The organism is Clostridium pacaense (assembly GCF_020709765.2).
Classification (GTDB): domain Bacteria; phylum Bacillota; class Clostridia; order Lachnospirales; family Lachnospiraceae; genus Enterocloster; species Enterocloster hominis.
Window position 1 is genome coordinate 73,848 of record NZ_JAJFEB020000006.1, and the last position, 22,772, is coordinate 96,619.

Annotated in this window: 21 protein-coding genes; 15 read left to right on the forward strand and 6 right to left on the reverse strand. The window is 51.7% G+C overall.

Annotation, left to right across the window (positions count from 1 at the left end; genetic code table 11):
- The first annotated feature begins 5 nt into the window (after window positions 1-5).
- From LK536_RS41770 to LK536_RS41790, 5 genes are all read left to right on the forward strand, one after another.
- Window positions 6-953 carry a sugar-binding domain-containing protein gene (locus LK536_RS41770; protein ID WP_227794483.1) on the forward strand — a complete coding sequence of 316 codons (948 nt, stop codon included), beginning with the start codon at window positions 6-8 and terminating at the stop codon, window positions 951-953.
- A 212-nt stretch (window positions 954-1,165) separates the two neighbouring features.
- Entirely contained in the window at window positions 1,166-1,786 is a 621-nt protein-coding gene (locus LK536_RS41775; protein ID WP_025484179.1) for a DAK2 domain-containing protein, read from the forward strand.
- Between the two features lie 110 nt (window positions 1,787-1,896).
- On the forward strand, window positions 1,897-2,895 hold the full coding sequence (locus LK536_RS41780; RefSeq protein WP_008724288.1) for a dihydroxyacetone kinase subunit DhaK: 999 nt from the start codon (window positions 1,897-1,899) through the stop codon (window positions 2,893-2,895).
- A gap of 51 nt (window positions 2,896-2,946) precedes the next feature.
- Complete coding sequence (locus LK536_RS41785; RefSeq protein WP_008724290.1) at window positions 2,947-3,267, forward strand: hypothetical protein; 321 nt, start codon at window positions 2,947-2,949, stop codon at window positions 3,265-3,267.
- A 12-nt stretch (window positions 3,268-3,279) separates the two neighbouring features.
- Window positions 3,280-4,122: a class II fructose-bisphosphate aldolase gene (locus LK536_RS41790; protein WP_227794482.1), complete on the forward strand. Its 843-nt coding sequence runs from the start codon at window positions 3,280-3,282 to the stop codon at window positions 4,120-4,122.
- A gap of 279 nt (window positions 4,123-4,401) precedes the next feature.
- Here the strand turns inward: LK536_RS41790 and LK536_RS41795 are convergent, their stop codons facing one another.
- The gene (locus LK536_RS41795; RefSeq protein WP_025484176.1) at window positions 4,402-5,082 is read right to left on the reverse strand and encodes a FadR/GntR family transcriptional regulator; all 681 of its coding nucleotides are present in this window, start codon (window positions 5,080-5,082) and stop codon (window positions 4,402-4,404) included.
- Window positions 5,083-5,505: 423 nt separating this feature from the next.
- On the opposite strand from LK536_RS41795, the gene LK536_RS41800 reads away from it, so the two are divergent.
- The 7 genes from LK536_RS41800 to LK536_RS41830 all read left to right on the forward strand — a co-directional run bounded on the left by LK536_RS41800 (window position 5,506) and on the right by LK536_RS41830 (window position 14,178).
- The gene (locus LK536_RS41800; protein ID WP_227794481.1) at window positions 5,506-6,696 is read left to right on the forward strand and encodes a mandelate racemase/muconate lactonizing enzyme family protein; all 1,191 of its coding nucleotides are present in this window, start codon (window positions 5,506-5,508) and stop codon (window positions 6,694-6,696) included.
- A gap of 60 nt (window positions 6,697-6,756) precedes the next feature.
- Entirely contained in the window at window positions 6,757-8,085 is a 1,329-nt protein-coding gene (locus LK536_RS41805) for an APC family permease (RefSeq protein ID WP_025484174.1), read from the forward strand.
- Window positions 8,086-8,201: 116 nt separating this feature from the next.
- Complete coding sequence (locus tag LK536_RS41810) at window positions 8,202-8,891, forward strand: FadR/GntR family transcriptional regulator (protein WP_008724298.1); 690 nt, start codon at window positions 8,202-8,204, stop codon at window positions 8,889-8,891.
- A 24-nt stretch (window positions 8,892-8,915) separates the two neighbouring features.
- Window positions 8,916-10,187 carry a nickel pincer cofactor-dependent isomerase, group 22 gene (locus LK536_RS41815; protein WP_227794480.1) on the forward strand — a complete coding sequence of 424 codons (1,272 nt, stop codon included), beginning with the start codon at window positions 8,916-8,918 and terminating at the stop codon, window positions 10,185-10,187.
- Between the two features lie 16 nt (window positions 10,188-10,203).
- Window positions 10,204-12,351 (forward strand): molybdopterin-containing oxidoreductase family protein, encoded by a 2,148-nt coding sequence (locus LK536_RS41820; protein WP_227794479.1) that lies wholly within the window; start codon window positions 10,204-10,206, stop codon window positions 12,349-12,351.
- A 2-nt stretch (window positions 12,352-12,353) separates the two neighbouring features.
- Window positions 12,354-12,869, forward strand: a complete 516-nt coding sequence (locus LK536_RS41825; RefSeq protein WP_227794478.1) for a 4Fe-4S dicluster domain-containing protein — start codon at window positions 12,354-12,356, stop codon at window positions 12,867-12,869.
- Window positions 12,870-12,879: 10 nt separating this feature from the next.
- Window positions 12,880-14,178, forward strand: coding sequence for an NAD(P)/FAD-dependent oxidoreductase (locus LK536_RS41830; protein WP_227794477.1), 1,299 nt, complete (start codon window positions 12,880-12,882; stop codon window positions 14,176-14,178).
- Window positions 14,179-14,306: 128 nt separating this feature from the next.
- Here the strand turns inward: LK536_RS41830 and LK536_RS41835 are convergent, their stop codons facing one another.
- From LK536_RS41835 to LK536_RS41850, 4 genes are all read right to left on the reverse strand, one after another.
- Window positions 14,307-15,587 (reverse strand): TRAP transporter large permease, encoded by a 1,281-nt coding sequence (locus LK536_RS41835; RefSeq protein ID WP_008724309.1) that lies wholly within the window; start codon window positions 15,585-15,587, stop codon window positions 14,307-14,309.
- Between the two features lie 2 nt (window positions 15,588-15,589).
- The gene (locus LK536_RS41840) at window positions 15,590-16,105 is read right to left on the reverse strand and encodes a TRAP transporter small permease (protein ID WP_008724311.1); all 516 of its coding nucleotides are present in this window, start codon (window positions 16,103-16,105) and stop codon (window positions 15,590-15,592) included.
- A 145-nt stretch (window positions 16,106-16,250) separates the two neighbouring features.
- The gene (locus LK536_RS41845) at window positions 16,251-17,327 is read right to left on the reverse strand and encodes a TRAP transporter substrate-binding protein (RefSeq protein ID WP_025484166.1); all 1,077 of its coding nucleotides are present in this window, start codon (window positions 17,325-17,327) and stop codon (window positions 16,251-16,253) included.
- A gap of 427 nt (window positions 17,328-17,754) precedes the next feature.
- Complete coding sequence (locus tag LK536_RS41850) at window positions 17,755-18,462, reverse strand: GntR family transcriptional regulator (protein ID WP_120056571.1); 708 nt, start codon at window positions 18,460-18,462, stop codon at window positions 17,755-17,757.
- A gap of 461 nt (window positions 18,463-18,923) precedes the next feature.
- Here LK536_RS41850 and LK536_RS41855 point away from each other — a divergent pair, with 461 nt between their 5' ends.
- A complete protein-coding gene (locus LK536_RS41855) occupies window positions 18,924-19,649 on the forward strand; it encodes a hypothetical protein (RefSeq protein ID WP_025484164.1) in 726 nt (241 codons plus the stop codon).
- Between the two features lie 126 nt (window positions 19,650-19,775).
- Here the strand turns inward: LK536_RS41855 and LK536_RS41860 are convergent, their stop codons facing one another.
- Window positions 19,776-20,456, reverse strand: a complete 681-nt coding sequence (locus LK536_RS41860; protein ID WP_008724319.1) for a GntR family transcriptional regulator — start codon at window positions 20,454-20,456, stop codon at window positions 19,776-19,778.
- 462 nt (window positions 20,457-20,918) lie between these two features.
- Between LK536_RS41860 and LK536_RS41865 the strand changes: the two genes are divergently transcribed.
- A complete protein-coding gene (locus LK536_RS41865; RefSeq protein WP_227794476.1) occupies window positions 20,919-21,602 on the forward strand; it encodes a ribulose-phosphate 3-epimerase in 684 nt (227 codons plus the stop codon).
- Window positions 21,603-21,642: 40 nt separating this feature from the next.
- Window positions 21,643-22,728, forward strand: a complete 1,086-nt coding sequence (locus LK536_RS41870; protein ID WP_051400602.1) for a TRAP transporter substrate-binding protein — start codon at window positions 21,643-21,645, stop codon at window positions 22,726-22,728.
- Window positions 22,729-22,772 lie beyond the last annotated feature (44 nt).

Below are 22,772 nucleotides of genomic sequence, written 5' to 3' on the forward strand. Positions count from 1 at the left end.
TTTGCATGGGCATTGCTGATAGTGATAAGAAGGTGGGCCGCCTGGTGGAGGTGGCCAGGATGTATTATGAACAGGACCGGACACAGGGCGAGATTGCCGCGTATTACGGTATCTCCAGGCCCATGGTCAGCAAGCTTTTAAAGGAGGCCAGGGATACGGGGATTGTGACCATCCGTATCCAGGCCCCGCAGATACGGGAAACCAGGCAGATATCCCTAATGGAACAGGTGGGAAGGAAGTTTGGGATCTACGGAGGCATGGTGATACCGGACGGTTCCGGCGACCATGCCACCAATGCGGCGGTGGCAGAGGCGGCCATCAGTTTCCTGGAAGGCCTGGGAGAGGATAACCTGGGGATTGGCTGGGGCCATATCATCGGTGATGTGGTCAAATGCATGGAGCAGAAGGAGCGGCTGGTCCCGGTATGCACATCCGTATGTCCCCTGATTGGCAATGGCGGTGTGGGTCTTAAGAATTACCATTCCAATGAACTGGTGCGGGCCATTGCGGAGCACAGCGGCGCCCGGCCTGATTTTATCTATTCCCCGGCATCCGTATTGTCGGAGCAGGAGCTGCGTCTCATGAAATCCCTGGACAATTACCGGGAAGTCTGCCGGTCCTGGGAAAGGCTGGATGTGGCGCTTGTGAACATCGGCAACTTTCCCTCCACCCCTGATTTTGCATCGGAGGCCAGATATGGGGACAGGCTGTCCAGACAGAAGGCAGTGGGGAGGATCCTTAACTATTATATTGACGTGGAAGGCCAGGTCATCCGTTCGGACACGGACTATGCAATCCAGATTCCCCTGGAGCTTCTGGCAAAAACCAGGTATGCGGTTGGAATCTGTTCTGCCAATACCAGCCCAAAGGCGCTCAGGGGAGCGCTGAAGTCGGGATACATTAACCATATCCTTGCGCCGGAGCATGTTATCAGGGAAATGCTGGAACAGTAAATCACGGGGAGATGCCCTGACGGGAAATAACAGACCATAGATGAAGTTACATATGTAACTAAAAATGTGCAGTTTGTCATAGGGACTGCGCATTTTTTGTGCATTTTATAAAAAATATGAATTTTAAACCAGATTAAATTGACAAGTATGTCAGCGGATGATAATCTAAAACTATGGAATAATTGGGGAAAATGCGTGAAAGGAGGTTACATATGTTACTTACGAAACCGGAAATCATACAAATGTTCAAGAAGATAGCCCAGCTGTGGAATGAGAACAAGGACTATCTCAGCCAGATTGATTCCAGATTCGGGGACGGGGACCATGGCATCACAATCGGTAAGATAGCCAGCCTGATGGAGAAGAGCATAGAGGGCTGGGAAGACGACGACATGGAAACGTTCATCGAGGATTTGGGGGACAACACCATGGAGATTGGAGGCGGCAGCGCAGGACCGTTATACGGAACCATGATAGGGGGCCTGTCAGGACCGTTGGAGGGAAACAAACCGATTGATGCAAAGATACTGAAGGAAATGTTTACCGAATGCCTGTCAGCCATGGAGGATATCACGACAGCGGGCATAGGGGATAAAACCATGATGGATGCCCTGATTCCCGCAGTGGATGCGGCCCAGAAGGCGCAGGACGATATCATGGCAATCCTGGAAGCGGCAAAGGAAGCGGCTGTCAGGGGAGCAAAGGAAAGCGAACAGTACGTATCCAAGTATGGAAGGGCCAGAAGCTATAAGGAGCAGACCATAGGAACACCAGATGCGGGGGCAGTGAGCACATCCCTGTTCTTTGCAGGTTTATGCGACGGACTGAAGTAGGATGTATCCAGTGTCTGTGCCTGGCGGCGCTGGCGCATGTCTAACAGGAATGATTAAACAGGCCTTGGTCAAAGACCTGTAAAAATGATAAATGGGAGAGGTAAAACAATATGAAAATGAAGAAATTTATTAATAACCCTGAGAACCTGACACCCGAACTTCTGGAGGGCTTCACGCTGGCCCATAAGGACCTGGTTACGCTGGGGGAGAACCGGATGGTCATCAACAATAAGCTGGCAGATGCTGACCGCGTTACGATTGTAACCCAGGGCGGATCAGGCCATGAGCCTGCCATCAGCGGATTTGTGGGAGAGGGCATGGTGGACATATCGGTTGTAGGAGATGTGTTTGCGGCTCCCGGACCGCAGGCGTGTCTGGATGCCATCAAGATGGCGGACAAGGGTAAGGGCGTGCTTTATATTGTGCTGAACCATGCAGGCGATATGCTTACAGGCAACCTGACCATGAAGAAGTGTGCCAAGGAAGGCTTAAATGTTGTTAAGGTAGTGACCCAGGAGGATATCGCCAATGCCCCAAGGTCCAATGCGGATGACAGGCGGGGCCTGGTTGGCTGTATCCCTACCTATAAGATAGCGGGAGCAGCTGCTGCAGAAGGCAAAAGCCTGGAAGAAGTGGCCGCCATTGCGCAGCGGTTTGCGGATAACATGGCAACCCTGGCCGTGGCTGTTTCCGGCGCAACCCATCCTGCAACAGGAAGCCTTCTGGCTGACCTGGGCGAGGATGAGATGGAGATTGGAATGGGACAGCACGGGGAGGGAGGCGGCGGACGCCAGCCCATGAAGTCAGCGGATGAGACAGCCAAGATCATGCTGGACGGACTTCTTGCAGACCTGGATATAAAGGAAGGCGAGAAAATCATGCTCATCCTCAATGGCACAGGCGCCACCACGCTGATGGAGCTGTTCATCATTTACCGCAGGTGCGTGGAGTATCTGAAGGAGAAGAACATTGAGATTGTAGCCAATTACGTGGGCGAGCTGCTGACCGTGCAGGAACAGGCAGGATTCCAGATGTTCATGGCAAGGATGGATGACGAACTGCTTCATTATTGGAATGCGCCCTGCAATACGCCGTACATGAAGAAATAAAAGGATGAAAGCCGCTGGTTTTCTCAACTTATAATAACAGGAGGGTATGATATGGCAGCTGAATATATGCACATCGGCATCCCGGTCCTCAACAAAAAAGAGGGAATGACCTATAATGAAGCTATGAAGTTCTGGGTCAGCAGGGTGGATGATTATGATTTTAAGATTGAGTACCTGAAATTTGAGGAGGGGACCCCGTTCCCTGAGATACTTTCCAAACAGCCCCATGTGGCATATAAGGTAGATGACCTGGACCACTATGCGGCCCAGGCCCAGCAGATTATCTTCGGGCCTGCTGACTGCGGACCCGGGGTACGTCTTGCATTTGTGATATGGGATGACGCAATCATCGAGCTGTACGAAGAAAAGTGAGGGGAATGACAGATGCTGGTTAGTATGAATCAGGTCTTAAAAAGCGCAGAGGACCGGCAGTGCTGCATTGGAGCTTTTGATACGCCCAGCCTGGAAATCCTTATGGCGGTCCTCAGAGCGGCTGAGAAACGCAATGAGCCGGTGATTGTCCAGCATGCCCAGCTCCATGAATGTGAGATACCCATTGACGTCATCGGTCCCATCATGGTTCGGATGGCAGAGGATGCCCTGATTCCCGTATGCGTGATGCTGGACCACGGGGAGGACATTGCCTATGTGAAAAAGGCGCTGTCCCTTGGATTCAGCGCGGTGATGATTGACGGTTCCTCCCTTCCCTATGAGGAAAATGTACGTTTGACCAGGGCTGTCACTGACCTTGCAAAGGAATACAATGCGGATGTGGAAGCTGAAATCGGTATTGTGACGGGCCACGAGGGACGGGTTTATGATATCAGGGATGTGAGCGAGGCGTATACGGAGCCGGAACTGGCTGCAAGGTTTGTAAAAGATACCGGAATTGACGCCCTGGCTGCTTCAGTCGGCACGGTCCACGGCTTTTATGCCACAAAGCCCAAGCTGGACTTTGAGCGGATTAAACGGATCCGGGAACTGACAGGGGTGCCCCTGGTCATGCACGGCGGTTCAGGCGTCAGCGTGGAGGACACCCAGATGGCCATCCGCTGCGGTATCCGCAAGATAAATTATTTTTCCTACATGTCCAACGCAGGTGTCAAGGCGGTTAAGAAGCTGCTGGAGGAACAGGATGTGAAGTATTTCCATGAACTGGCGAACGCGGCAATCCTTGCAATGGAAGAGGATGTGCTGCATGCCATGGCTATGTTTGCGCTGGATTGATATGAGGATGGATTGCCGATGATGATTGCCGGATGATAATCTGCCAATGAAAGGTTTGAAGCTGAGGATGGCACCTGGTAATTGGCATCCGGTAATTGATATCCGGTAATTGACAGAACAAGAATCATGTCTGATATATGAAACAACGGTAATTGACGCCGTCCATGTTTAGGGTATTTTACATATACCCTTAAGCATGGGCGGCTTTCATGTGAAACCATCCGGCAGACACGGCTGGTACATGTCTGATACATATCTGATACGCCCGTCATCCGGCCGTCAGACTTTCAGCATGTCCATTAAGATGGCGCAGGCTTTTTCTGTCTCCTTCTGCCTGACTGCCATATAAAGCTCCCAGTGGGCGTCCGGGAAAGGACTGCTTCCGTTCTGGTCCCGGACATACTGTTCCACGAACAGGTCGATATGGTTCCGGACCAGGCCGCCGATAAGTTCATACATCATCAACAGATACCGGTTATGGGCGCAGCGGCACAGCTGGAGATGGAACTGGTAATCCTCCTCCATGGTATGGCCGGGTTTTTCTTTTATGGCCTTAAGCAGGGTCAGGGCAGTTTCCTCCAGGTGTGTAAGGTCATTGTCATCTGCCTTGACTACTGCCAGGCGGACGCTTTCCATCTCGATGGCCCGGCGCAGTTCGCTGATTTCCTGGATATCCTTTGCATGGAGCATTGCCTTGGAGGCGTGTTCCAGGAAGTCATATGCAGTGCATTCCTTTACATAGGTGCCGTCGCCTACCCGGGCCTCCAGAAGCCCCATGTCCTGCAATCTGCTCAGGGCGGTCTTGATGGAGGGGCGGCTGACGCCCAGCTGTTTACACAGCTCATTTTCAGAAGGAATCTTATCGCCTGCCTGGAACCTGCCTGAATCAATATAACCTTTTATCAAATCAAATACCTGGTCTGGTATACTCTGCTTTTTCAGATTCTCCAGTTTTTTCATGAATCTCACCTCATTGTTTTCTTACTTGCCTCAAATATACCATATAATCAGCCTGTATTCCAGCAAAACAGGGCGGCAGAGGCTGCCAGAGGCTGCCAGGGCATGCGGCGGCATATAGATGGGGGATTTTTGTCTGGCAAGGCAAAATTACATCTAGCAAGGCAAAATTACATCTAGCAAGGCAAAATCCCGTCTAACAAGGAAAAATTCCGTTTGACAATGAAAAATCCCGGCGTGCAGAGTCGAACCCCATTCTAAAAAGCAATTTGTGATTATGCACAATAAATCCGCAGAAAGTTGGGATACTTGTACAAAAATGTTTTTATCATTGACAACAGATGCCCTTTTTGCTACTATTTAATTGTAAGACAATTGATAAGTAGATGAATGGTTGTCAAGTAAGAAGAAAAGTGAGGTAAAGGTATGAAGATTGCCAGTTTGGATGTGATTGCACTGGAAAAGGAAAAGGGATGCGGTTCCCGCCCAGTCATTGTGCGTATTAACACGGATGAGGGTATCTATGGATATGGGGAAGCGGCCATTGCCATTGGATGCGGTTCCACGGCAGCGTATGAACTTTTGAAGGATATGGGGCCCATGATCATAGGCATGGATGCCATGGCCCATGAAGTCATATGGGAGAAGCTTTATAAACAGTCCTTCTGGGCACAGGGGAATGGGGCGGTTTTCTTTTCAGCCATCAGCGCCATTGACATAGCGCTGTGGGATATCAAAGGCAAGGCGCTGGGCGTCCCGGTGTACCAGCTTTTAGGCGGTAAGCAGAGGGACAGGCTGCGCGCTTACGCAAGCCAGCTGCAGTTTGGCTGGGGGACGGATGAATTTAACCCGGGAGCTTCACGGGGGGATGTGGATTTTTACCGGGAGGCCTGCCAGAAGGCCATGGACCAGGGATATGATGCCGTGAAGATTAATTTCCTCCGGTTTGACAGGGACGGTAAGATGCTGTCCTATCTGGATACCACCGGCCATCTGTCACGCCAGGCCATGCATACCGCAGAAGAGAGGATAGCCGCCGTGCGTGAGACGGTTGGCCCGGATGTGGACATCATCATTGAGAACCACGCCATGACAGACGCCAACACAGCGGTTCAGTTTGCCAGGATGGCCTCCCGCTATGATATCATGTTCCTGGAAGAGGGGTGCACCCCGTTAAATCCTCAGGTAATGCGCCGGATCGCAGATAATACGGATATCCCGCTGGCCACTGGCGAGCGTACCTATACCAGGTGGGGATTCCTGCCGTTCCTGGAGAACGGAAGCTTAAGCGTCATCCAGCCGGATATCGGCAACTGCGGTGGAATCACGGAATGCAAGAAAATCTGCGACATGGCCCATGTGTATGATGTAGGGGTACAGACACATGTGTGTTCCAGCCCGATCAGTGTGGCGGTCAGCCTGCAGCTGGAAGCAGCCATCCCCAACTTTGTGATCCATGAGCACCACATCGCCAATACCACCGCGGTGACCATCAATGAATGCGTACATAATTACCAGCCGGTGAACGGATACTTTGAGATTCCGGACCTTCCGGGAATCGGACAGGAACTGTCGGACTACGCGTTAAAGCATGCGCGCATTGAAACCGTCAGATAAGCGGGATGAAGTTACCAGAATCCAGGAACAGAGTTCAATATATAAGGAGAAAAGATTATTATGGGTGAGAATAAAAGTCAGGGACTAGGTATTAAAGAACTGACCAGCCTGGCGGCCGGACAGGTCATAGGGGCAGGCGTGGTGACACTGGTAGGCCAGGCCATAGGAGTGACCGGAAGAAGCGTGTGGCTGGCATATGCCACGGCCATATTGCTGGGCTTCTGCATTATTTTTCCGTATATCATGCTCTCCAGCATGATCCGCGTAAAGGGTGGCAATTACACCTTCGTATCCACCATCCTGGGCGACCGCTGGGGCGGCATGTACGGTATGGCGTTCACGCTTAATATGTTTGCATGCGGCATGTTCGGTCTGTCCATGGGAACGTATATGAATGCAATTTTCCCATTCTTAAATGTGAAGGTGGTGGCAGTTGTCATGGTCACACTGTTCTGGATCATCAATATGATGGGGGTATCCTTCATGGCCAAGTTCCAGAACATCATGTCCCTTTTCCTTTTCCTGGGACTGGGGCTGTTCATTGTCATAGGACTGTTCCACATGCGGCCGGGTACCTTTGACCTGTCTTCGCCGGAATTTTTCACCAATGGGGCGGACGGATTCTTTAACGCGGTCCTGCTGCTGGTATTCTCCTGTACAGGCCAGTCCTTTGTGGTGGCTTTCAGCAAGGAGGCCAGGAACCCCAAGCGCGATGTGCCATTTGCCATCATCGCAGCCACCGGAATCATTCTTTTCCTGTACACCATGATTGCAATTGTGGCCAGCGGCGTGCTGCCCATTGATCAGGTGGCAGGAAAGCCCCTGACGGAAGTTGCAAAGACGCTTATGTCCAGGCCGCTGTATTATGCGTTTGTTATTGGCGGACCCATCATGGCCCTGGCAACCACGCTGAACTCTTCTTACAGCGTGTTCTCAAGGCCCTTCCACCAGATGACACGGGATGGCTGGTTCCCGGGGAAATTAGGACAGACCAATAAGGCGGAGGCGCCCTACCGGATTCTCGTCCTGATGTATATCATTGCCGTGCTTCCAATCCTCCTGAACCTCAGCATCAGCACCATTACCAGCAATGTGGTACTGGTGGGACGTATTGCCGACGTGGTGGCAATCATTGCAGTGATCCGTCTGCCAAAGGTACTGCCTGATGCCTGGGAGAACCGGTATTTCCGCATGTCCAAGCCGGTATTTTACGTGGTGATGGCCCTGTGCCTGTGCGCGACCCTTTTTGCCATCGTGCTGTCCCTGCGCAACATAACCACCACATTGGCAGTGGTTACCATTGTACTGATCATCCTTTTCTTCGTATACGCAACCCTGCGCCAGAAGTCAGGAAAGGTACACATGGAAAAGAGCTATGAGCTTCAGTAACAATCGGCAAGGCCGCCTGTTTAACACCCCCTGCACATTCCGTTGACAATCTGTCCGGCTGGTTTTATAATTAAAAATGTAAGACAATTGTTAAATCAATCATTGGGAGTGTTCACATGTCATTTGAGAAAATAAAAAAAGATAATATACCTGACCGGGTATTCCAGGCCCTTAAGCAGGAGATAGTAAACGGCGCTTTCCGGCCCGGGGATAAACTGCCGCCGGAAAGCACCCTGAGCACGGAACTGGGTGTAAGCAAATCCTCTGTGAAGATAGCAATCCAGCGTCTTGTGACCCTGGGCCTGGTGGAGACCAAGGCCGGGGACGGAAGCTATGTGCGGGCGTTCAGCCCGGATGAGTATATCAGCCAGATGGGTGAATTCCTTCTTTCGGACAGTGATATTTCCCATATTACAGAATACCGTCTGGTCACGGAGCTGGCTACGGTGGGGGTGGCGATGGAACGCGCCACCCCTGAAAACTTTGCCAGCATGGAGCGGATCGTGGACCAGATGGACAAGGCCATGGCAAGCGGTGATTTCCATCTTCACGCCAAGCTGGATTATGAATTCCACCGGGAAATCTGCCGGGCCACCCAGAATGAGATCTTCCTGCTGTCAGACGGGATCATTGGGAAAATGCTCCGGCAGCACACCTCCATCCTGAACAGGGCGTATCTGGAAAAGGCAAGGTTAAAGCCGGTTCCGGAGGAGGATGTGCACCGCCGTCTCTTAAAAGCCATACAGCGTAAGGACATGGAAGCCTGCAGGCAGTGTTACGTGGAAATGTTTGCAGTGTTTGAATAGGCGGCCTCCTTTACAGGAGGTTACATGATGAATGCGATTGAGAAAATCTTAAACCCAATCCAGCTTCCCCCCATGGCGGGTATCCACCAGGAGTTTCCGGGCCGCGCCGTCGGTTCACCGGAAGAGGAGCTTATGAAGCAGCTGCGCGTCCAGTGGATGGAAGGACAGCTGCATGAAGGAATGTCCGTGGCCGTGACGGTGGGAAGCCGCGGGATTGCCAATCTGGTCCCCCTCCTAAGGACCCTGTCGGCATTCCTGCAAAGCCATGGGGCGGAGCCGTATATCGTCCCCAGCATGGGCAGCCACGGCGGGGCTTCGCCTGAGGGACAGCTGGCAGTGCTTAAGGGACTGGGTATTACCCCGGATACGGTAAATATGCCGATCCATGCATGTGTGGAGGGATGCCGGGTGGATACACTGCCGGACGGGACCCCTGTCATGGCTGACCAGGAGGCGGTGGCAGCGGATGCTGTCATATTGTTTAACCGGATAAAGGCCCACACTGCCTTCCACGGTCCGTATGAAAGCGGACTTATGAAAATGGCTGCCGTGGGCCTTGGGAATTGTTACGGAGCTGACTATGTACACGGTAATGGAGATGGCAGCATAGGGCAACGTATGGAACAGCTGGCCAGGGCCGTGCTGGGAAAGCTGCCCATTCTGTGCGGCATCGGTGTTATGGAGAATGCCAGGGAGGAGACGGCGGCAATCCACGTGCTTCCCAAAGCTGAGATACCAATCAGGGAACCCCATCTCCTGCGGCAGGCCAGGGAAATGATGCCTGCCCTATATCTGAAGGATATAGATGTGCTGGTCATTGACCGCATTGGAAAGGATATAAGCGGCGGGGGAATGGACCCCAATGTTGTAGGCGGATTTAAGGATGGGGACGGCAGGCTGACGCCGCGGCCGCGCCTTATTACGGTCCTGGACCTGACGGAGGCCACGGAGGGCGCTGCCTTTGGACTTGGGATGGCGGATACCACAACCGTCAGTGTAATGAAGAAATACAACCCCCTGGCCACCTATCCCAACTGCCTGATGACAGGAACCCCGCACCTGATTAAGATACCCATGGCGCTTGCGGACCACAGACAGGCAATCCAGGCAGCTGTCCAGATGCTGCCTTCCGGCAGACGGCAGTCGCCGCGTATTGTGCGTATACAGGACACACTCCATCTGCAGGAAATCCACATATCCTCCAATATGCTGGATGAGGCCCTTTCGGATGGACGGATTACCGTATCAGAACCATTGGCCGGATGGCCGTTTAATACAGATGGAAATCTATTTTAATAAAGGAGGAATGTGTATGACTGAACTGGAACGTCTGATTCAGGCCAAGATTCCGGGGCCTGAGACTGGGATTGAGGTAAGGCACGGTATCTGCGATATCTGTGCGCCCGGCGCCCATTGCGGCCTGGATGCCTATGTGAAGGACGGCAGGATCATTAAGATTGAAGGAACAGAAGGCTTTCCTGGTTCCAATGGAAAACTGTGCACAAAGGGAGCAGCCAACCGGGAGTACATTTACCGTGAGGACAGGCTGAAGACTCCCATGAAGCGCGTTGGGGAACGGGGAGAGGGAAAGTTTGAGGCAATCAGCTGGGATGAGGCGTACGAAACCGTGGCTGACAGGCTGAACCGGATTAAGGCTGAAAGCGGCCCGGATGCGGTCATGTTTTACACAGGATATTCCAAATGGCTGCGCCCCTGGCTCCACCGCCTGGCCTATTCATTCGGCACCCTGAACTATGCAACGGAAAGCTCCTCCTGTTTCCGGGCGACCCAGATGGCCTGGTCAACCGTGACCGGGGACAACTATGGTCCCGACACCCCCCACTGCAATACCTTCCTGGGCTGGGGGTGCAACGGATATATGAGCGCATACCAGCTGGCCCGGGGGATTGAGGCGGCAAAGGCAAGGGGAGCCAAGATCATCATTGTGGATCCCCGGCTGACCCATACCGCACGGAAAGTGGCTGATATCCATCTGCAGCTGCATCCGGGGACGGACGGCGCCCTGGCTTTGGGCATGTGCAGGCTGATAATCGAGAATGGATGGTACGACAAGGAGTTTGTGGGACAGCATGTACACGGTTTTGATGGGTTCAAGGAACTTGCGTCCCATTATACCCTGGAGAAGACAGAGGAAATCACAGGTGTCCCGGCTGAAAAGATATACGAGGCAGCCAGGATTTACGCCACCAATGGGCCTGCGGCCACGTACTCCCCTTCGGCTACCATCACCCATCATATCAATGGATACAATAACATGCGGGCAGTCATCGCACTGCAGGCCATCTGCGGGAACCTGGACAGGCCGGGCGGTATGCGTCCGCTGCATCCCACCTACATATACACGGATTGCGGTTTCGATATGCCTGAGCATGAATTCATCCACAGCCGCCGTCCAAAGGATGGGCACAACTGTGTGGGCGGGGAGCGTTTCCCTGTGTGGAATGCCCTGGTGGATGAGGCCCAGGCCATGGACCTGCCGCGTCAGATTGAGGAGGGTAAGCCATATCCCATCCGGGCGCTTCTGGCATTTGGCATGAACCACCGCATGTTCCCGGAACCGGAGAAAATGCTCAGGGCCATTGACAAGCTGGACTTTGTCATGGCCACGGATTTATTTGACACCGAGGTTGTGCGCCATGCGGATATTGTACTTCCGGTCTGCTCATCCCTTGAGCGCAGCGAGTTAAAAGCATATCCGGGCGGTTTCCTTACCTGCACGGAACCGGTAATTGACCCGCTGTATGAAAGCCGCAATGACTGTGAGGTGATATGCGGCCTTGCAAAGGCGCTGGGCCTTGACGATGAGCTTCTGTGCGCAGGCTATGAGGAAACCATGAACTGGTTTGTCAGGGACCTGGGTGTCACGCTAAAACAGCTGCGTAAGGCCCCTCTTCCAATCAAGGTGCAGTCTGCCCATCCTCCTGTATTCGGACAGCGCAGACAGGAAGGATTTCCTACCAGGACCGGGAAGGTGGAGCTGTACAGCGAGCTGATTGCCGGTATTGCGGCGGAGAAAGGGCGCAGCGACTTAAACCCGCTGCCGGATTACAGAAGCAGCCAGGACGTGTCGCCGGTTGACGGCGCCAATGCAACGCTGGTAATAGGCTCGCGCCTGCCCAATGCCATCCACTCACGTTTCCATGGCGTGTCCTGGGCCAGGAGCCTGCGTCCGGCGCCTGCTGTGGATATGAGTCCATCCGATGCCAGGAACCTGGGGGTGGAGGAAGGCGGCAAAGTCCGTCTGACCACGGCCAGCGGCAGCAGTGTGGTGGTCAGCGCCCATATAACCGGGACCAGTAATCCTGGTGAAATGTACCTGTATCACGGATATGCGGAAGCGGACGGCAACAGCCTGATTCCCGCATCCCACCTGGATCCCTATTCAGGGTTCCCCGGATACCGCCAGATTGCATGCAGAGTAGAAAGGATAGGTGATTGAGCATGAAATATATCCTGGATTTCGACCGCGATAAATGTGTTGGCTGCGGCGCCTGTGCAGTGGCCTGCATGGATCAGAACGATATTGAACTGAAGGCCGGGGACGAGGCGCTGCGCGTCATTGCCCATCTGGAAGAAGCAGGAAAAGAGCATACCTGTTTCATGGACTTTTCCATGGCCTGCATGCATTGCGAGGATGCGCCCTGTATTAAGGGATGTCCCACGGGCTGTCTGCGCAAGGATGGGGAAACCGGATTTACAGTATATGACGCAAGCGTCTGCATCGGCTGCCACAGCTGTGCCATGGCCTGCCCATTCGGCGCGCCGCGTTTTGGCAGGGACGGCAGGCTGAAAAAATGTGATGGCTGCGCCGAACGGGTGAAGCATGGGATGCAGCCGGCCTGCGTGCGGGTATGTCCATTTGACGCCCTGAAACTTTACACGGAGGATGAATACGCCAAGGCAGACCTGAACGCATCCACCCATCGGATCGTAAACATGATTCTTGCCGGACAGTGAGGTGATATATATGGAACGGATAGCAATTATCGGCTTTGGCTGTGCTGGTTATAATGGGGCCAGGGCATTGCGGGCATCCGGGTTCACGGGTGGGATCCATGTATATGAATCCACCCAGGAGCCGCCTGCCAACCCAATGCTTACAACCTACTACGTATCAGGCAGGCTGGAAGAAAAGGAGGCGTATCCCTTTGGCGGCCTGGAATCCATCATCCGGGAGCTTAACATCTGCCTTCACAGCGGGGAGACGGTACGCAGGGTATTGCCCGACAGGAGCATCCTGCTGGCGGATGGAAGAAGGGAAGCGTTTGATAAGATCCTGATTTCCACCGGGGCCAGGGCGGTGGTGCCTGCGCTGAAGGGACCGGCAGGATCCAGGGTATTCCTCATGCGCACCATGGATGACGCCCGCCGTATGAAGCATGCGCTGGAACAGGGCAGTGTCCAAAAGGCAGTGGTGGTGGGAGCCTCCATGGTCGGGATTAAAGTTGCTGAATTGCTGCTCAACCGCGGCGTGGATGTGACCCTGGCTGACTTTGCGCCCTATCTGTTCCCGCTGGCGGCCTTTGAGACGGTTGCAAGGGAACTGGAACAGCGTGTGGCGGAAAAAGGGATACATTTTAAATGGAATGCAGGGATTGAAGGGATAACAGGGAACGGGGCCAGGTTCAGTGACGGGGAGGAGCTTGCCGCGGACCTGATATGCCTGTGCATCGGGACCAGGGCCAATGTGGAACTGGCAGCCAACACCGAGGCGGCCCAGGGGACCGTCGAAATCCGCAGAGGGATTGTGGTCAACAGCCATATGGAAACCAGCGTGCCCGGAATCTATGCCGCCGGAGACTGCTGCGAGGGGCTGAACCTGCAGACAGGGGAGACCATGATTATCGGCCTGTGGGCCAACGCAGGGGCACAGGGCGAGACTGCCGGGAAAAACATGGCGGGTATGACCGCCGCATATCCGGGGAACGTGGTCCACAATATCACCCATTTCATGGACATGGATTTCATCGGCCTTGGGGATCCCCGCCTGCCGGGGGACAGGATCACGTTCGGGGAACTGTCCGGGCCGCGCTATGTGGAGGCCGTTGTGAAGGATAAAAGGCTTCAGTGCGTCAATATGATTGGCGGACAGGAGGAAAGCGGCCTGTTTAAAAGTCTCCTGATGCGTTTGTTCACAGGGGAGCCTGCAAGGCTGACGCCGTATCAGCGGGCATTCCTGCTCAAACGCGGCTACACGGAAGCGTTCCTGGAACAATTGGAGGGCCTGGGAATGGGAGCAGGACAGGAATCCTGTCCATTGGAATAAGATTGCCAGGACATGAGGGAGTAAGCATAGAAGGAATCAAATAAAAGGTACGGTTCCCGGACAGATGGAGTATCTCAAAACTCCTGTCCGGGAACCGTACCTTTTAAATATCAGTTCCTGTTTTGGCCTTAACCTCCCAATACAAGGTTGGCAACGCCGGTGGTTAAGAATGGTACATAGGTCACAAGGCCCAGCACGATGAAGTTGGCAATGAGGAAAGGCATCAGGGCCTTAACATTGTCGGACAGCTTATTGCCGGCTATGTTGGTAGCTGCAAACAGGCAGACGCCCACAGGCGGCGTGCACAGGCCGAGCACCAGGTTCATGACCACAAGGACGCCGAACTGGACGGAGTCCACGCCCACTGAGGTGGCCAGCTGCAAAAGCACCGGGAACAGGATCAGGATGGCTGCAATGGTTTCCATGAACATCCCGACAAAAATCAGGAACAGGTTAATGAGCAGCAGCAGGATATATTTGTTGCTGGTCAGGTTAAGCATGGCTTCCGCAATCATATTCGGGATACGTTCCTTGGTCAGGATATATGCGAATACATTGGCAAATGCAACCAGGGCCATGATGGATGCCGCGCTGGAAAGTGTCTGCTGCAGACACTGGTAAAAGCTTTTAAGTGTCAGTTTACGGTAGATGACAAAGCCTACGAAGGTGCCGTACACGATACAGATGATGGAAGCTTCCGTAGGAGTCACCATACCGCCGATGATCCCGAACAGGATGATCAGGGTCATGATGATGGCCCAGATGGCTTCCCGGCCTGACTTAAGGATTTCCCTGAAGGAACTCATATGTTCCCGTTTGGGATACTTCCTCTTCTTGGAAATCACATAAGAAACCAGTGCCATGCCGCCGCCCATCAGGATACCGGGAACAATACCGGCCATGAACATTTTAGATACGGATAAACCGGTCATGGTGGCGGCCATGATCATAGGCAGTGAAGGCGGGATGATGGGTCCCATGCAGCTGGAGGCAGCAGTGACGGCCACGGAGAAGTTCTTGTCATATCCCAGGTCAACCATCATGGGAATCTCAATGCCGCCAAGGGCAACCGTGTCGGACAGGGCTGTTCCGGAGATGCCTGCAAAAATCATGGAAGCCATGATATTGGCATAGGCCATGCCGCCCGTAAGGTGTCCCACTAACTTGTCACAGAAATCCATCAGCTTATCCGAGATGCCGCCCTGGTTCATCAGGTTGCCCGCCAGGGTAAAGCCGGGGATACATAAAAGTGTGAAGCTGTCAATACCAGCAAAGAACCTCTGGGAAAATGTTGCAATGGGCATGTTGGCACCCAGGAAATAGGCCAGGGATGCAAGTCCAAGGCTGAAGGCCACAGGCACTCCGATGAACAGGCAGACAACGAATGTAATGAATAATACGGATACCATACTTATTTGCCCTCCTTTTCATTCCAGGTAAGGATTATGTTGAGAACCTCACACAGGTAAGCGATGACCATGAAGCCGAACATCAGTACCAGGGAGAAATATACATACTGCATAGGCAGCGTCATTGCCGTGGAAAACATGGGGAACTTGATAAATGCAAATGGAATCACGGATTTAACCAGCACGTATGCTGTGAAAACCAATAATACCACCTTGATGAGCAGGTCAATGATCTTGTTGATGATGGGGAACTTTGGCTCCAGGGCGTCATGGAGGAATTCCACGTTTACAAATTCACTGCGGTGGACTGCTACGGCGCAGCCAAATCCCACCATGTAGATGAAGGAATAGCGTGCGGCCTCTTCTGTCCAGGATGGCGCGCTTGGCAGGAAGTTCCGGCTTATTACCTGAATCAGTACACAGGCCACGAAAGTCAGATAAAAAATAACGCCGAAAAAGCAGAGTGCATGGTCAAAGTAATGGACGAACTTATCCAACCCTTTTTTAAAATTGCTCATGGATGAGCACCTCACTTTCTGTTAAGGAATTTTAACACTGTATCTACAAAAAGGGGCACAGCGCAAAACCGGTCGGTCATGCACTGCGCCCATAGGCTGGACGGTCGGTCCGCCGCCAAAAGCCAATGCTGAAATAGTGTTAAATTTAAGCGTCCGGGTTAGCAGCAGAAATCTTTTCGTAAAGAGCCTTCTGGCTGTCGGTCAGTACTGCCAGGACTCCGTTTGTCATGGCATCTGAGAATGCCTTCTGGTCCACATCCACGAATTCCATGCCTTCCTCAACCAGCTTGGACTCCAGCTCTTCCTCGTTCTTCAGGAAAATCTCATGCTCATACTTCTGCATTTCCTTGCCGCCGTCCAGTACAACCTGCTGCAGGTCAGCCGGCAGGGCATTGAACTGCTCCAGGCCCATTGCGATGTAAACCCATGCGCGCAGGTGCTCGGTGCGGATTACGTAATCCTGGACTTCATAGAAGGAGCTGTTCTGGATCATGGCCAATGGATTCTCCTGGCCTTCAATGGTGCCCTGCTGAAGGCTGGTGAACACCTCTGCTAAAGCCATAGGTGTGGGCTTTGCCCCGACTGCCTCAAATGCGGCCACGGTCATGGCGGACTGAGGGGTGCGGATGACGAAATTGTTCATATCGGCAGGGGATGTAATCTTCTTGTTGGCGGTAACATTACGCGGGCCGCGGGTAAAATAACCCAGGACCTTCATGCCGGACTTCTCCATCAGTCCTTCCAGTTCAGCGCCTACCTCTCCGGTAAGGACCGCTTCCATATGTTCGTCGCTCTTAATCAGGTAAGGCATACCGATGATGCCCAGGTCAGGCTGGTAGGTCTGCATGGACTCGCCTGTAAATGTGATGTCACAGCCGCCCTGTGTCAGGATGGACTGGATCATATCCACCTCAGTGCCTAACTGGCTGCTGGGATAGATGTTTACCTGGATGCGTCCGCCGGAATTCTCTTCCACGTACTCTTTAAACTTCTCAGAACCCAGGTGCCAGGAATCGCGCTCATCATTGATGTGGCCGATGTTAATGACATAGGTCTGTCCATCGTCAGCAGCAGGAGCGGCTGTGTCGGCAGCGGCATCCCCCGCAGGAGCGGCAGCAGGCGCAGCAGTAGTAGAAGCGGTGGAACCGCCGCCACAACCTGCAAGAGACAGGGCCATTGCTGCGGTCAGCAGCAGTGCAAAAGGTTTTTTGTTAAGTTTCATAAATTCTTCTCCCTTCCTTTTGTAGGATTGATATACCTTGGCAGAGCCTGCCGGCACTGGCCAAACTATACGTTGGTCTGTATTTTACAACCATACTAATATATTGCCATATATGAGGATATATTACTAGCTACAAAATGACAGTTTTAGCTAAAGAGATTTGTGCATATTTAACAAAAACTAAAAAAATATGGTCGGAAATGTAAAAATGAGTAAAAAACTGACAAAATAAAAGGGTAAAAACGTAAAAAAGTGTGCATATTTCGATGGAAGAAAAATCGGATATTAATATAATATAAAGACAGTATAAAGATGGCATAAAGAAACCGCCTGAAAAGTGCACATAGATTCAGTGCATCTTCAGGCGGATACGTGGGAGGGGGATAAAATGACCCAACTAATATATTTGTTAAAAACATATCTATCATCAATCCACAAAATAATCCGGATAGGTTGTGATTGTATTCTGGAAATCTAACAGGAACCGGCCCAGATGGTCGCTGCAGAACTTTGCGATATCCACATCCCCTGGAATTCCCATCAGGAGATAGCAGTAAAGCGTATTGTGATTCTCCAGCAGGACGGACTGGTTCACGCCGTTGACCGCGGTGTCCAGGTAACGCACCCGGTCATAGTGGGAATTGACCCCGTGGAGCGCGGACCATATATGGTGGCGGTTGCTGAACTCATAAAGCATGCGGTGCATGTCGTCATCCAGGTCAAAAAAATCATCGCTCAATTCATTGACATTCCGCGCAAGCTCCTGGCGCTGCAGTTCCAGGTTGTTCTTCATGGCCTTTGTCTGCCCGGAGGAAAGGGTGCCGGCAATCTCCTGGATGATGGCTGTTTCCAGGATACGGCGCATGAAATATCCTTCACGCACAAGGCTGAGGCTGATATGGCTTACCCTGCTGCCGCGCTGGGGCATGATGTCCACAAGACCCTCATTTTTCAAGAGGATCAGGGCTTCCCGTATGGGCGTGCGGCTCATTCCCAGCTGTTCGCTTAGTTCCGCCTCATTTAACACTGCTCCCGGCTTTAGGTACAGGTTCATGATATTCCTCCGTATCAGCCTGTATGCATAGTCGCTGTTGGTTTCATCCGGACAGCGTTTATTGACGATTGTGAGAGACATTGGACATGCTCCTCCTTTACTTGTTCTAATAGTTTTATACCAGAAAAAACGTGGTTTGCCAAGACGGGAATGCGTTTGCGGGCGGACCTGGCTAATGTTACTGTCCAAGAATCAAAGAAATCTTTTTACGGTGAACCGCATCCTTGTGCATCAGGGCAAAAGCCCTATGAAGGAGAATCCATACTGATATATTGGTATATCGGGGAGAGCGTTTTCTGTTTACTTTCTATGTGCAAGAGTAATGGAAATGAGGGGAATATGCAATGCTGCATTGATGTTTTAACTGGAACATGGTATAATGGACAAACATTTACTGATATATAAGTGTCAGGCCCTGTTTGAGAATTCATTCCTGCCATCTGCCCTGGCCAAGGCCAAAGGAAAGCCAAATAGGGAATGGATGCCTGATGATATACGGATAAAAGTCCTTAAGCCAGGAACCGGGAGAGGAGCAGCACTTTATGGAGAAAATATCCACGGAGCAGATTGCATTTGTGATTGTGATGGCAGTCCTTCTGATGATTGTCATGCCCATTGTACAGTCGCGCACGGGGAAAAGCCTGTCAGAACTGTTATTTGGTGCCAGCAGGAAGAAGAAACCGGATGGAGCGGAAAACCCGTCAAAGAAGGGCGGGGGACGCGAGCCAAGGATGAACAATGGCACCAAGAACGATTTAACGGTGTTTGTTGCCCAGTTGTTAAAGTTTGCGAATAAAAACGGCATGGGAGTGGTTGCTCCCGGCTCAGTTGAATATCAAGGGAAGACCGCCCAGCTGATTGCATTCCTGGTGGCGCCCAGCGGTGTGACCGGTATCTACTGTCTGGGATTTGGCGGCGTTGTCAGCCCGGGGGAGAAGGACGGGCCATGGAAACAGCACATGAACGGCCAGGACCTGACATTCCGCAACCCTTTGACGGTCTGTAAAGAGCAGTATGAGCTGGTAAAGGCTGCCATGGACGAGGCCGGTGTGAAGGGGAACCTGGATATTGTGACCGTATTCACCAATCCACGTGTGACACTTAAGGCCACACCTTCCGCTCTCATATACACCCAGAAGCAGTTTATGGAGCATCTGAAAAACACGGATTCCTTGAAACGGGGTGACATTGACGTGAAAGAGATGACCGGGGTACTTGCCCGGCTGGCTAAGATTAAGGAGAAGAAGGCGGGCAGGAATAAGAAGTAAGGGGAATGGAAAATGAAATAGGACGTATGGTTTTTCCGGATGTGTATCCGGAGAGGCCATACGTTCTTTTGTTTTGCGGCTGTTTTACCGCTGCCCTGCCGCTATGCGCAGGGGGATGCGGGTTGATTAATTCCTGCATACATATTGTTCCAGTTCGGGACGAAGCGTGTTAAACATGATGTTTACATTGTTCAGGTGCCCGTAAATGGCTTTTTGAAGTCCTGGTTCATCGTGGCTTTTAATGGATTCCACGATGGCGCGGTGCTGGTGGGGCATCATGATGGGATTTTCCAGGCGAAGGGCTAAGAGACGGGCCCTCATGTAGTGGATGTCCTTTTCGCCGGTATGCTCCAGAACGAATTCCTTGTGGGTCATATTGTAAAATATCTTATGGAACTCCATATCCAGCTGGAAAGCCAGTTCATATGCGGATGCGTTCAGCAGTTCCTCCTGGCGTGTTACCAGGGATTCCAAATATGGGACAATGGATTCAAAACACCCGGAATGATAACCATCCATCATGATTTTGTACTCTAATGCTTCGCGCAGATAACGGATCCGCTCAAGCTGTTTCACATTGATCAGCGTGACAAAGCTGCCTCGCTGGGGCCGGGCCTCAAGGGCGTCTTCGGCGGCCAGGAGATGGACTGCCTCGCGGACCGGTATGCGGCTGCAGTTGAATTCTTTGGCTAATTTAACCTCACTGAGCTTCTCGCCCGGCATCAGGTGCAGCGAAGCAATCTCATGCCACAGGTGCTGGTAGACGACTTGGGTCAGGTTTGCTGGTGTCTGAAGGGTTTCAATCATAATTACTCCTGTCTGTCATGGGTATAAGTACTTTTGTGCCAGGTATTTGCCGGGCAACAATATCTAGTATACATTCTATAACACGATAAAAAATAATTCAATATCAATACAGTTAAAATTAAAAATAACATGGAAAGGTTTATGATACTCTGAGAAATAGGCGTCAAAAGTAGGATAAAGTGTATACCAGATTTTAATAAATGAATAAGACAGAAATTAAATGATTTACTGAAAATGTAAAATAATGGGGAGGGGGACAAAAAGAATCAGTGCTTATTTGATAAAAAATAAACAATTAAATTGTAGATATAGCACAAAAGATACAATAAAATTTTGTAAATAAAGACAAAATTGATAATTGCCGTTGATTTTGTCCTGACATGGTGCTATACTCACCTCAGATGTTATACTAGTATACATTTTTGAGAATGCGAACAAGGAATAATTAAGAAGGAGCTGATAATGATGGAGAAGAGGCCCAAATTACTGTGTCCATCCATATTAAACCTGGCAATTGACAATATCAGGGAAGAGGTTGAGAAGCTGGATGCCACGGATATGGATATTTATCATGTGGATTTGATGGATGGGACATTTGTTCCAAATTTTGGAATGTCTGTAAGGGAACTGGAGATGATACGGCGGGTTACGGATCAGGGCGCCCACAAATTAATCGATTGCCATATGATGGTCATGAATCCGCACAACTACATAGAAAAAGTAGCCCAGGCAGGAGCCGACATCATCTACATCCACCCGGAGTCAGAACTGATTCCGTCCGCTACCCTTGAGCTGATTCAGATGCAGGGCAAAAAAACAGGTCTTATACTGAATCCCTGCACCACGCTTGAAAGTGTTAAGGACATGCTTCCGATTACGGACTATGTCATGATCATGGCAGTGAATCCCGGATTTGCCGGAAGGGAATTCATGCCGTATACGCGGCAGAAGTTCATTGAACTTAACAGCTACAGGGAGGAACATGGGCTTGGTTATCACCTTCTTCTGGACGGCGGGGCCACGAGGGAAGTTATCAGCGACCTGTATCACAACTGCGGAGTGGAGGGCTTCGTCCTTGGAAAACAGGAACTGTTTTTCCAGGAAGAGGATTACGCTGCGTGCATAGACAGGATACGGGCCTATTAAAGCAGTAACAATAAACCATTCATACGAGGAGGACAACGAAATGAAAAAAAGATTGGCAGTCATTACATCCGTGGTACTAAGTGCAGGCATGCTTTTCGGATGCAGTTCCGTCAGCACACCCGCAACCCAGGCAGCAGGGAGCGGTAACAAGGACACCCAGGCAGCAGGTGCAGAAAGCAAGGAAGTTTCCGCGGCAGGGGAAACCGTTACACTGAAGTATGACCTGACGGTATCCCTGGACCATCCATGGGGGCAGGCTGCAACCGAATTTAAGAAGCGCCTGGAGGAAAAGTCCGGCGGGCGTTTTGTGGTTGAGATTTATCCTTCCAGTTCATCTGGCTCGGAAGCGGATTCCCTGGCAGGCATGCTGGTAGGGACAACGGATATGACCATGTCCGGCGGCTCCTTTAACGGATATGCGCCCAGCGCAACCCTTTTGGAAGCGCCATGGGCCTACAACTCTGAGGAAGATGTGCAGAACATGGTTGAGAGTGAGATTGGAACTTCCATTAAGAATGATTTTGAGACAGCGGGATTCCATGTTTTGTGGTACCAGCTGCGCGGCGCCCGCCAGCTGACATCCAATGTGCCCATTAACACACCGGCTGATTTAAGCGGACGAAAGATGCGTATGTCAGGCAACACGCTGCATACGAATATGTGGAACAGCGCAGGGGCAGTGTGTTCCTCCATCGCATTGGGCGAGACCTTTAACGCCTTAAGCCAGGGAGTCGTGGAGATGCAGGAAAATCCATATGACATGATTTACGACAACAGCTTCTATGAAGTGCAGAAGTATGTAAATGAGACAAGCCATGTATATTCAACTATCCTTAACCTGGTTTCAGCCGACCTTTACAATGGCCTGGACGATGAGATGAGAGGCTGGCTGGATGAGACTTCTGCAGAAATGCAGCAGTGGACCAATGATTACTACTATGAACACAAGGATGATTACCGCCAGAAATGTATGGATGCGGGCATGACCATTAACACGGAAGTGGACCGTGACGCCATTAAGGACGCCATGATGCCGGTCATCCAGTCCTACCTGGAGGACCAGGGCGCAGGCCTTTGGGATATGTACCAGAAAATCTGCGAAATGTCCGATGCCAATGTAAAATAACAGCATGGCGCCAGACGCCGCCTGCGGGCATCAGGCGGCGTTTA

Excerpts from the sequence above, each read along its gene's own strand:
- LK536_RS41800 (WP_227794481.1), top strand. The coding sequence starts at position 5,506 with ATGAAGATTGCCAGTTTGGATGTGATTGCACTGGAAAAGGAAAAGGGA.
- LK536_RS41810 (WP_008724298.1), top strand. The coding sequence starts at position 8,202 with ATGTCATTTGAGAAAATAAAAAAAGATAATATACCTGACCGGGTATTC.
- LK536_RS41785 (WP_008724290.1), top strand. The coding sequence starts at position 2,947 with ATGGCAGCTGAATATATGCACATCGGCATCCCGGTCCTCAACAAAAAA.
- LK536_RS41855 (WP_025484164.1), top strand. The coding sequence starts at position 18,924 with ATGGAGAAAATATCCACGGAGCAGATTGCATTTGTGATTGTGATGGCA.
- LK536_RS41835 (WP_008724309.1), bottom strand. The coding sequence starts at position 15,587 with ATGGTATCCGTATTATTCATTACATTCGTTGTCTGCCTGTTCATCGGA.
- LK536_RS41820 (WP_227794479.1), top strand. The coding sequence starts at position 10,204 with ATGACTGAACTGGAACGTCTGATTCAGGCCAAGATTCCGGGGCCTGAG.
- LK536_RS41815 (WP_227794480.1), top strand. The coding sequence starts at position 8,916 with ATGATGAATGCGATTGAGAAAATCTTAAACCCAATCCAGCTTCCCCCC.
- LK536_RS41805 (WP_025484174.1), top strand. The coding sequence starts at position 6,757 with ATGGGTGAGAATAAAAGTCAGGGACTAGGTATTAAAGAACTGACCAGC.
- LK536_RS41830 (WP_227794477.1), top strand. The coding sequence starts at position 12,880 with ATGGAACGGATAGCAATTATCGGCTTTGGCTGTGCTGGTTATAATGGG.
- LK536_RS41865 (WP_227794476.1), top strand. The coding sequence starts at position 20,919 with ATGATGGAGAAGAGGCCCAAATTACTGTGTCCATCCATATTAAACCTG.
- LK536_RS41845 (WP_025484166.1), bottom strand. The coding sequence starts at position 17,327 with ATGAAACTTAACAAAAAACCTTTTGCACTGCTGCTGACCGCAGCAATG.
- LK536_RS41790 (WP_227794482.1), top strand. The coding sequence starts at position 3,280 with ATGCTGGTTAGTATGAATCAGGTCTTAAAAAGCGCAGAGGACCGGCAG.
- LK536_RS41850 (WP_120056571.1), bottom strand. The coding sequence starts at position 18,462 with ATGTCTCTCACAATCGTCAATAAACGCTGTCCGGATGAAACCAACAGC.
- LK536_RS41860 (WP_008724319.1), bottom strand. The coding sequence starts at position 20,456 with ATGATTGAAACCCTTCAGACACCAGCAAACCTGACCCAAGTCGTCTAC.
- LK536_RS41770 (WP_227794483.1), top strand. The coding sequence starts at position 6 with ATGGGCATTGCTGATAGTGATAAGAAGGTGGGCCGCCTGGTGGAGGTG.
- LK536_RS41780 (WP_008724288.1), top strand. The coding sequence starts at position 1,897 with ATGAAAATGAAGAAATTTATTAATAACCCTGAGAACCTGACACCCGAA.
- LK536_RS41870 (WP_051400602.1), top strand. The coding sequence starts at position 21,643 with ATGAAAAAAAGATTGGCAGTCATTACATCCGTGGTACTAAGTGCAGGC.
- LK536_RS41795 (WP_025484176.1), bottom strand. The coding sequence starts at position 5,082 with ATGAAAAAACTGGAGAATCTGAAAAAGCAGAGTATACCAGACCAGGTA.
- LK536_RS41775 (WP_025484179.1), top strand. The coding sequence starts at position 1,166 with ATGTTACTTACGAAACCGGAAATCATACAAATGTTCAAGAAGATAGCC.
- LK536_RS41825 (WP_227794478.1), top strand. The coding sequence starts at position 12,354 with ATGAAATATATCCTGGATTTCGACCGCGATAAATGTGTTGGCTGCGGC.
- LK536_RS41840 (WP_008724311.1), bottom strand. The coding sequence starts at position 16,105 with ATGAGCAATTTTAAAAAAGGGTTGGATAAGTTCGTCCATTACTTTGAC.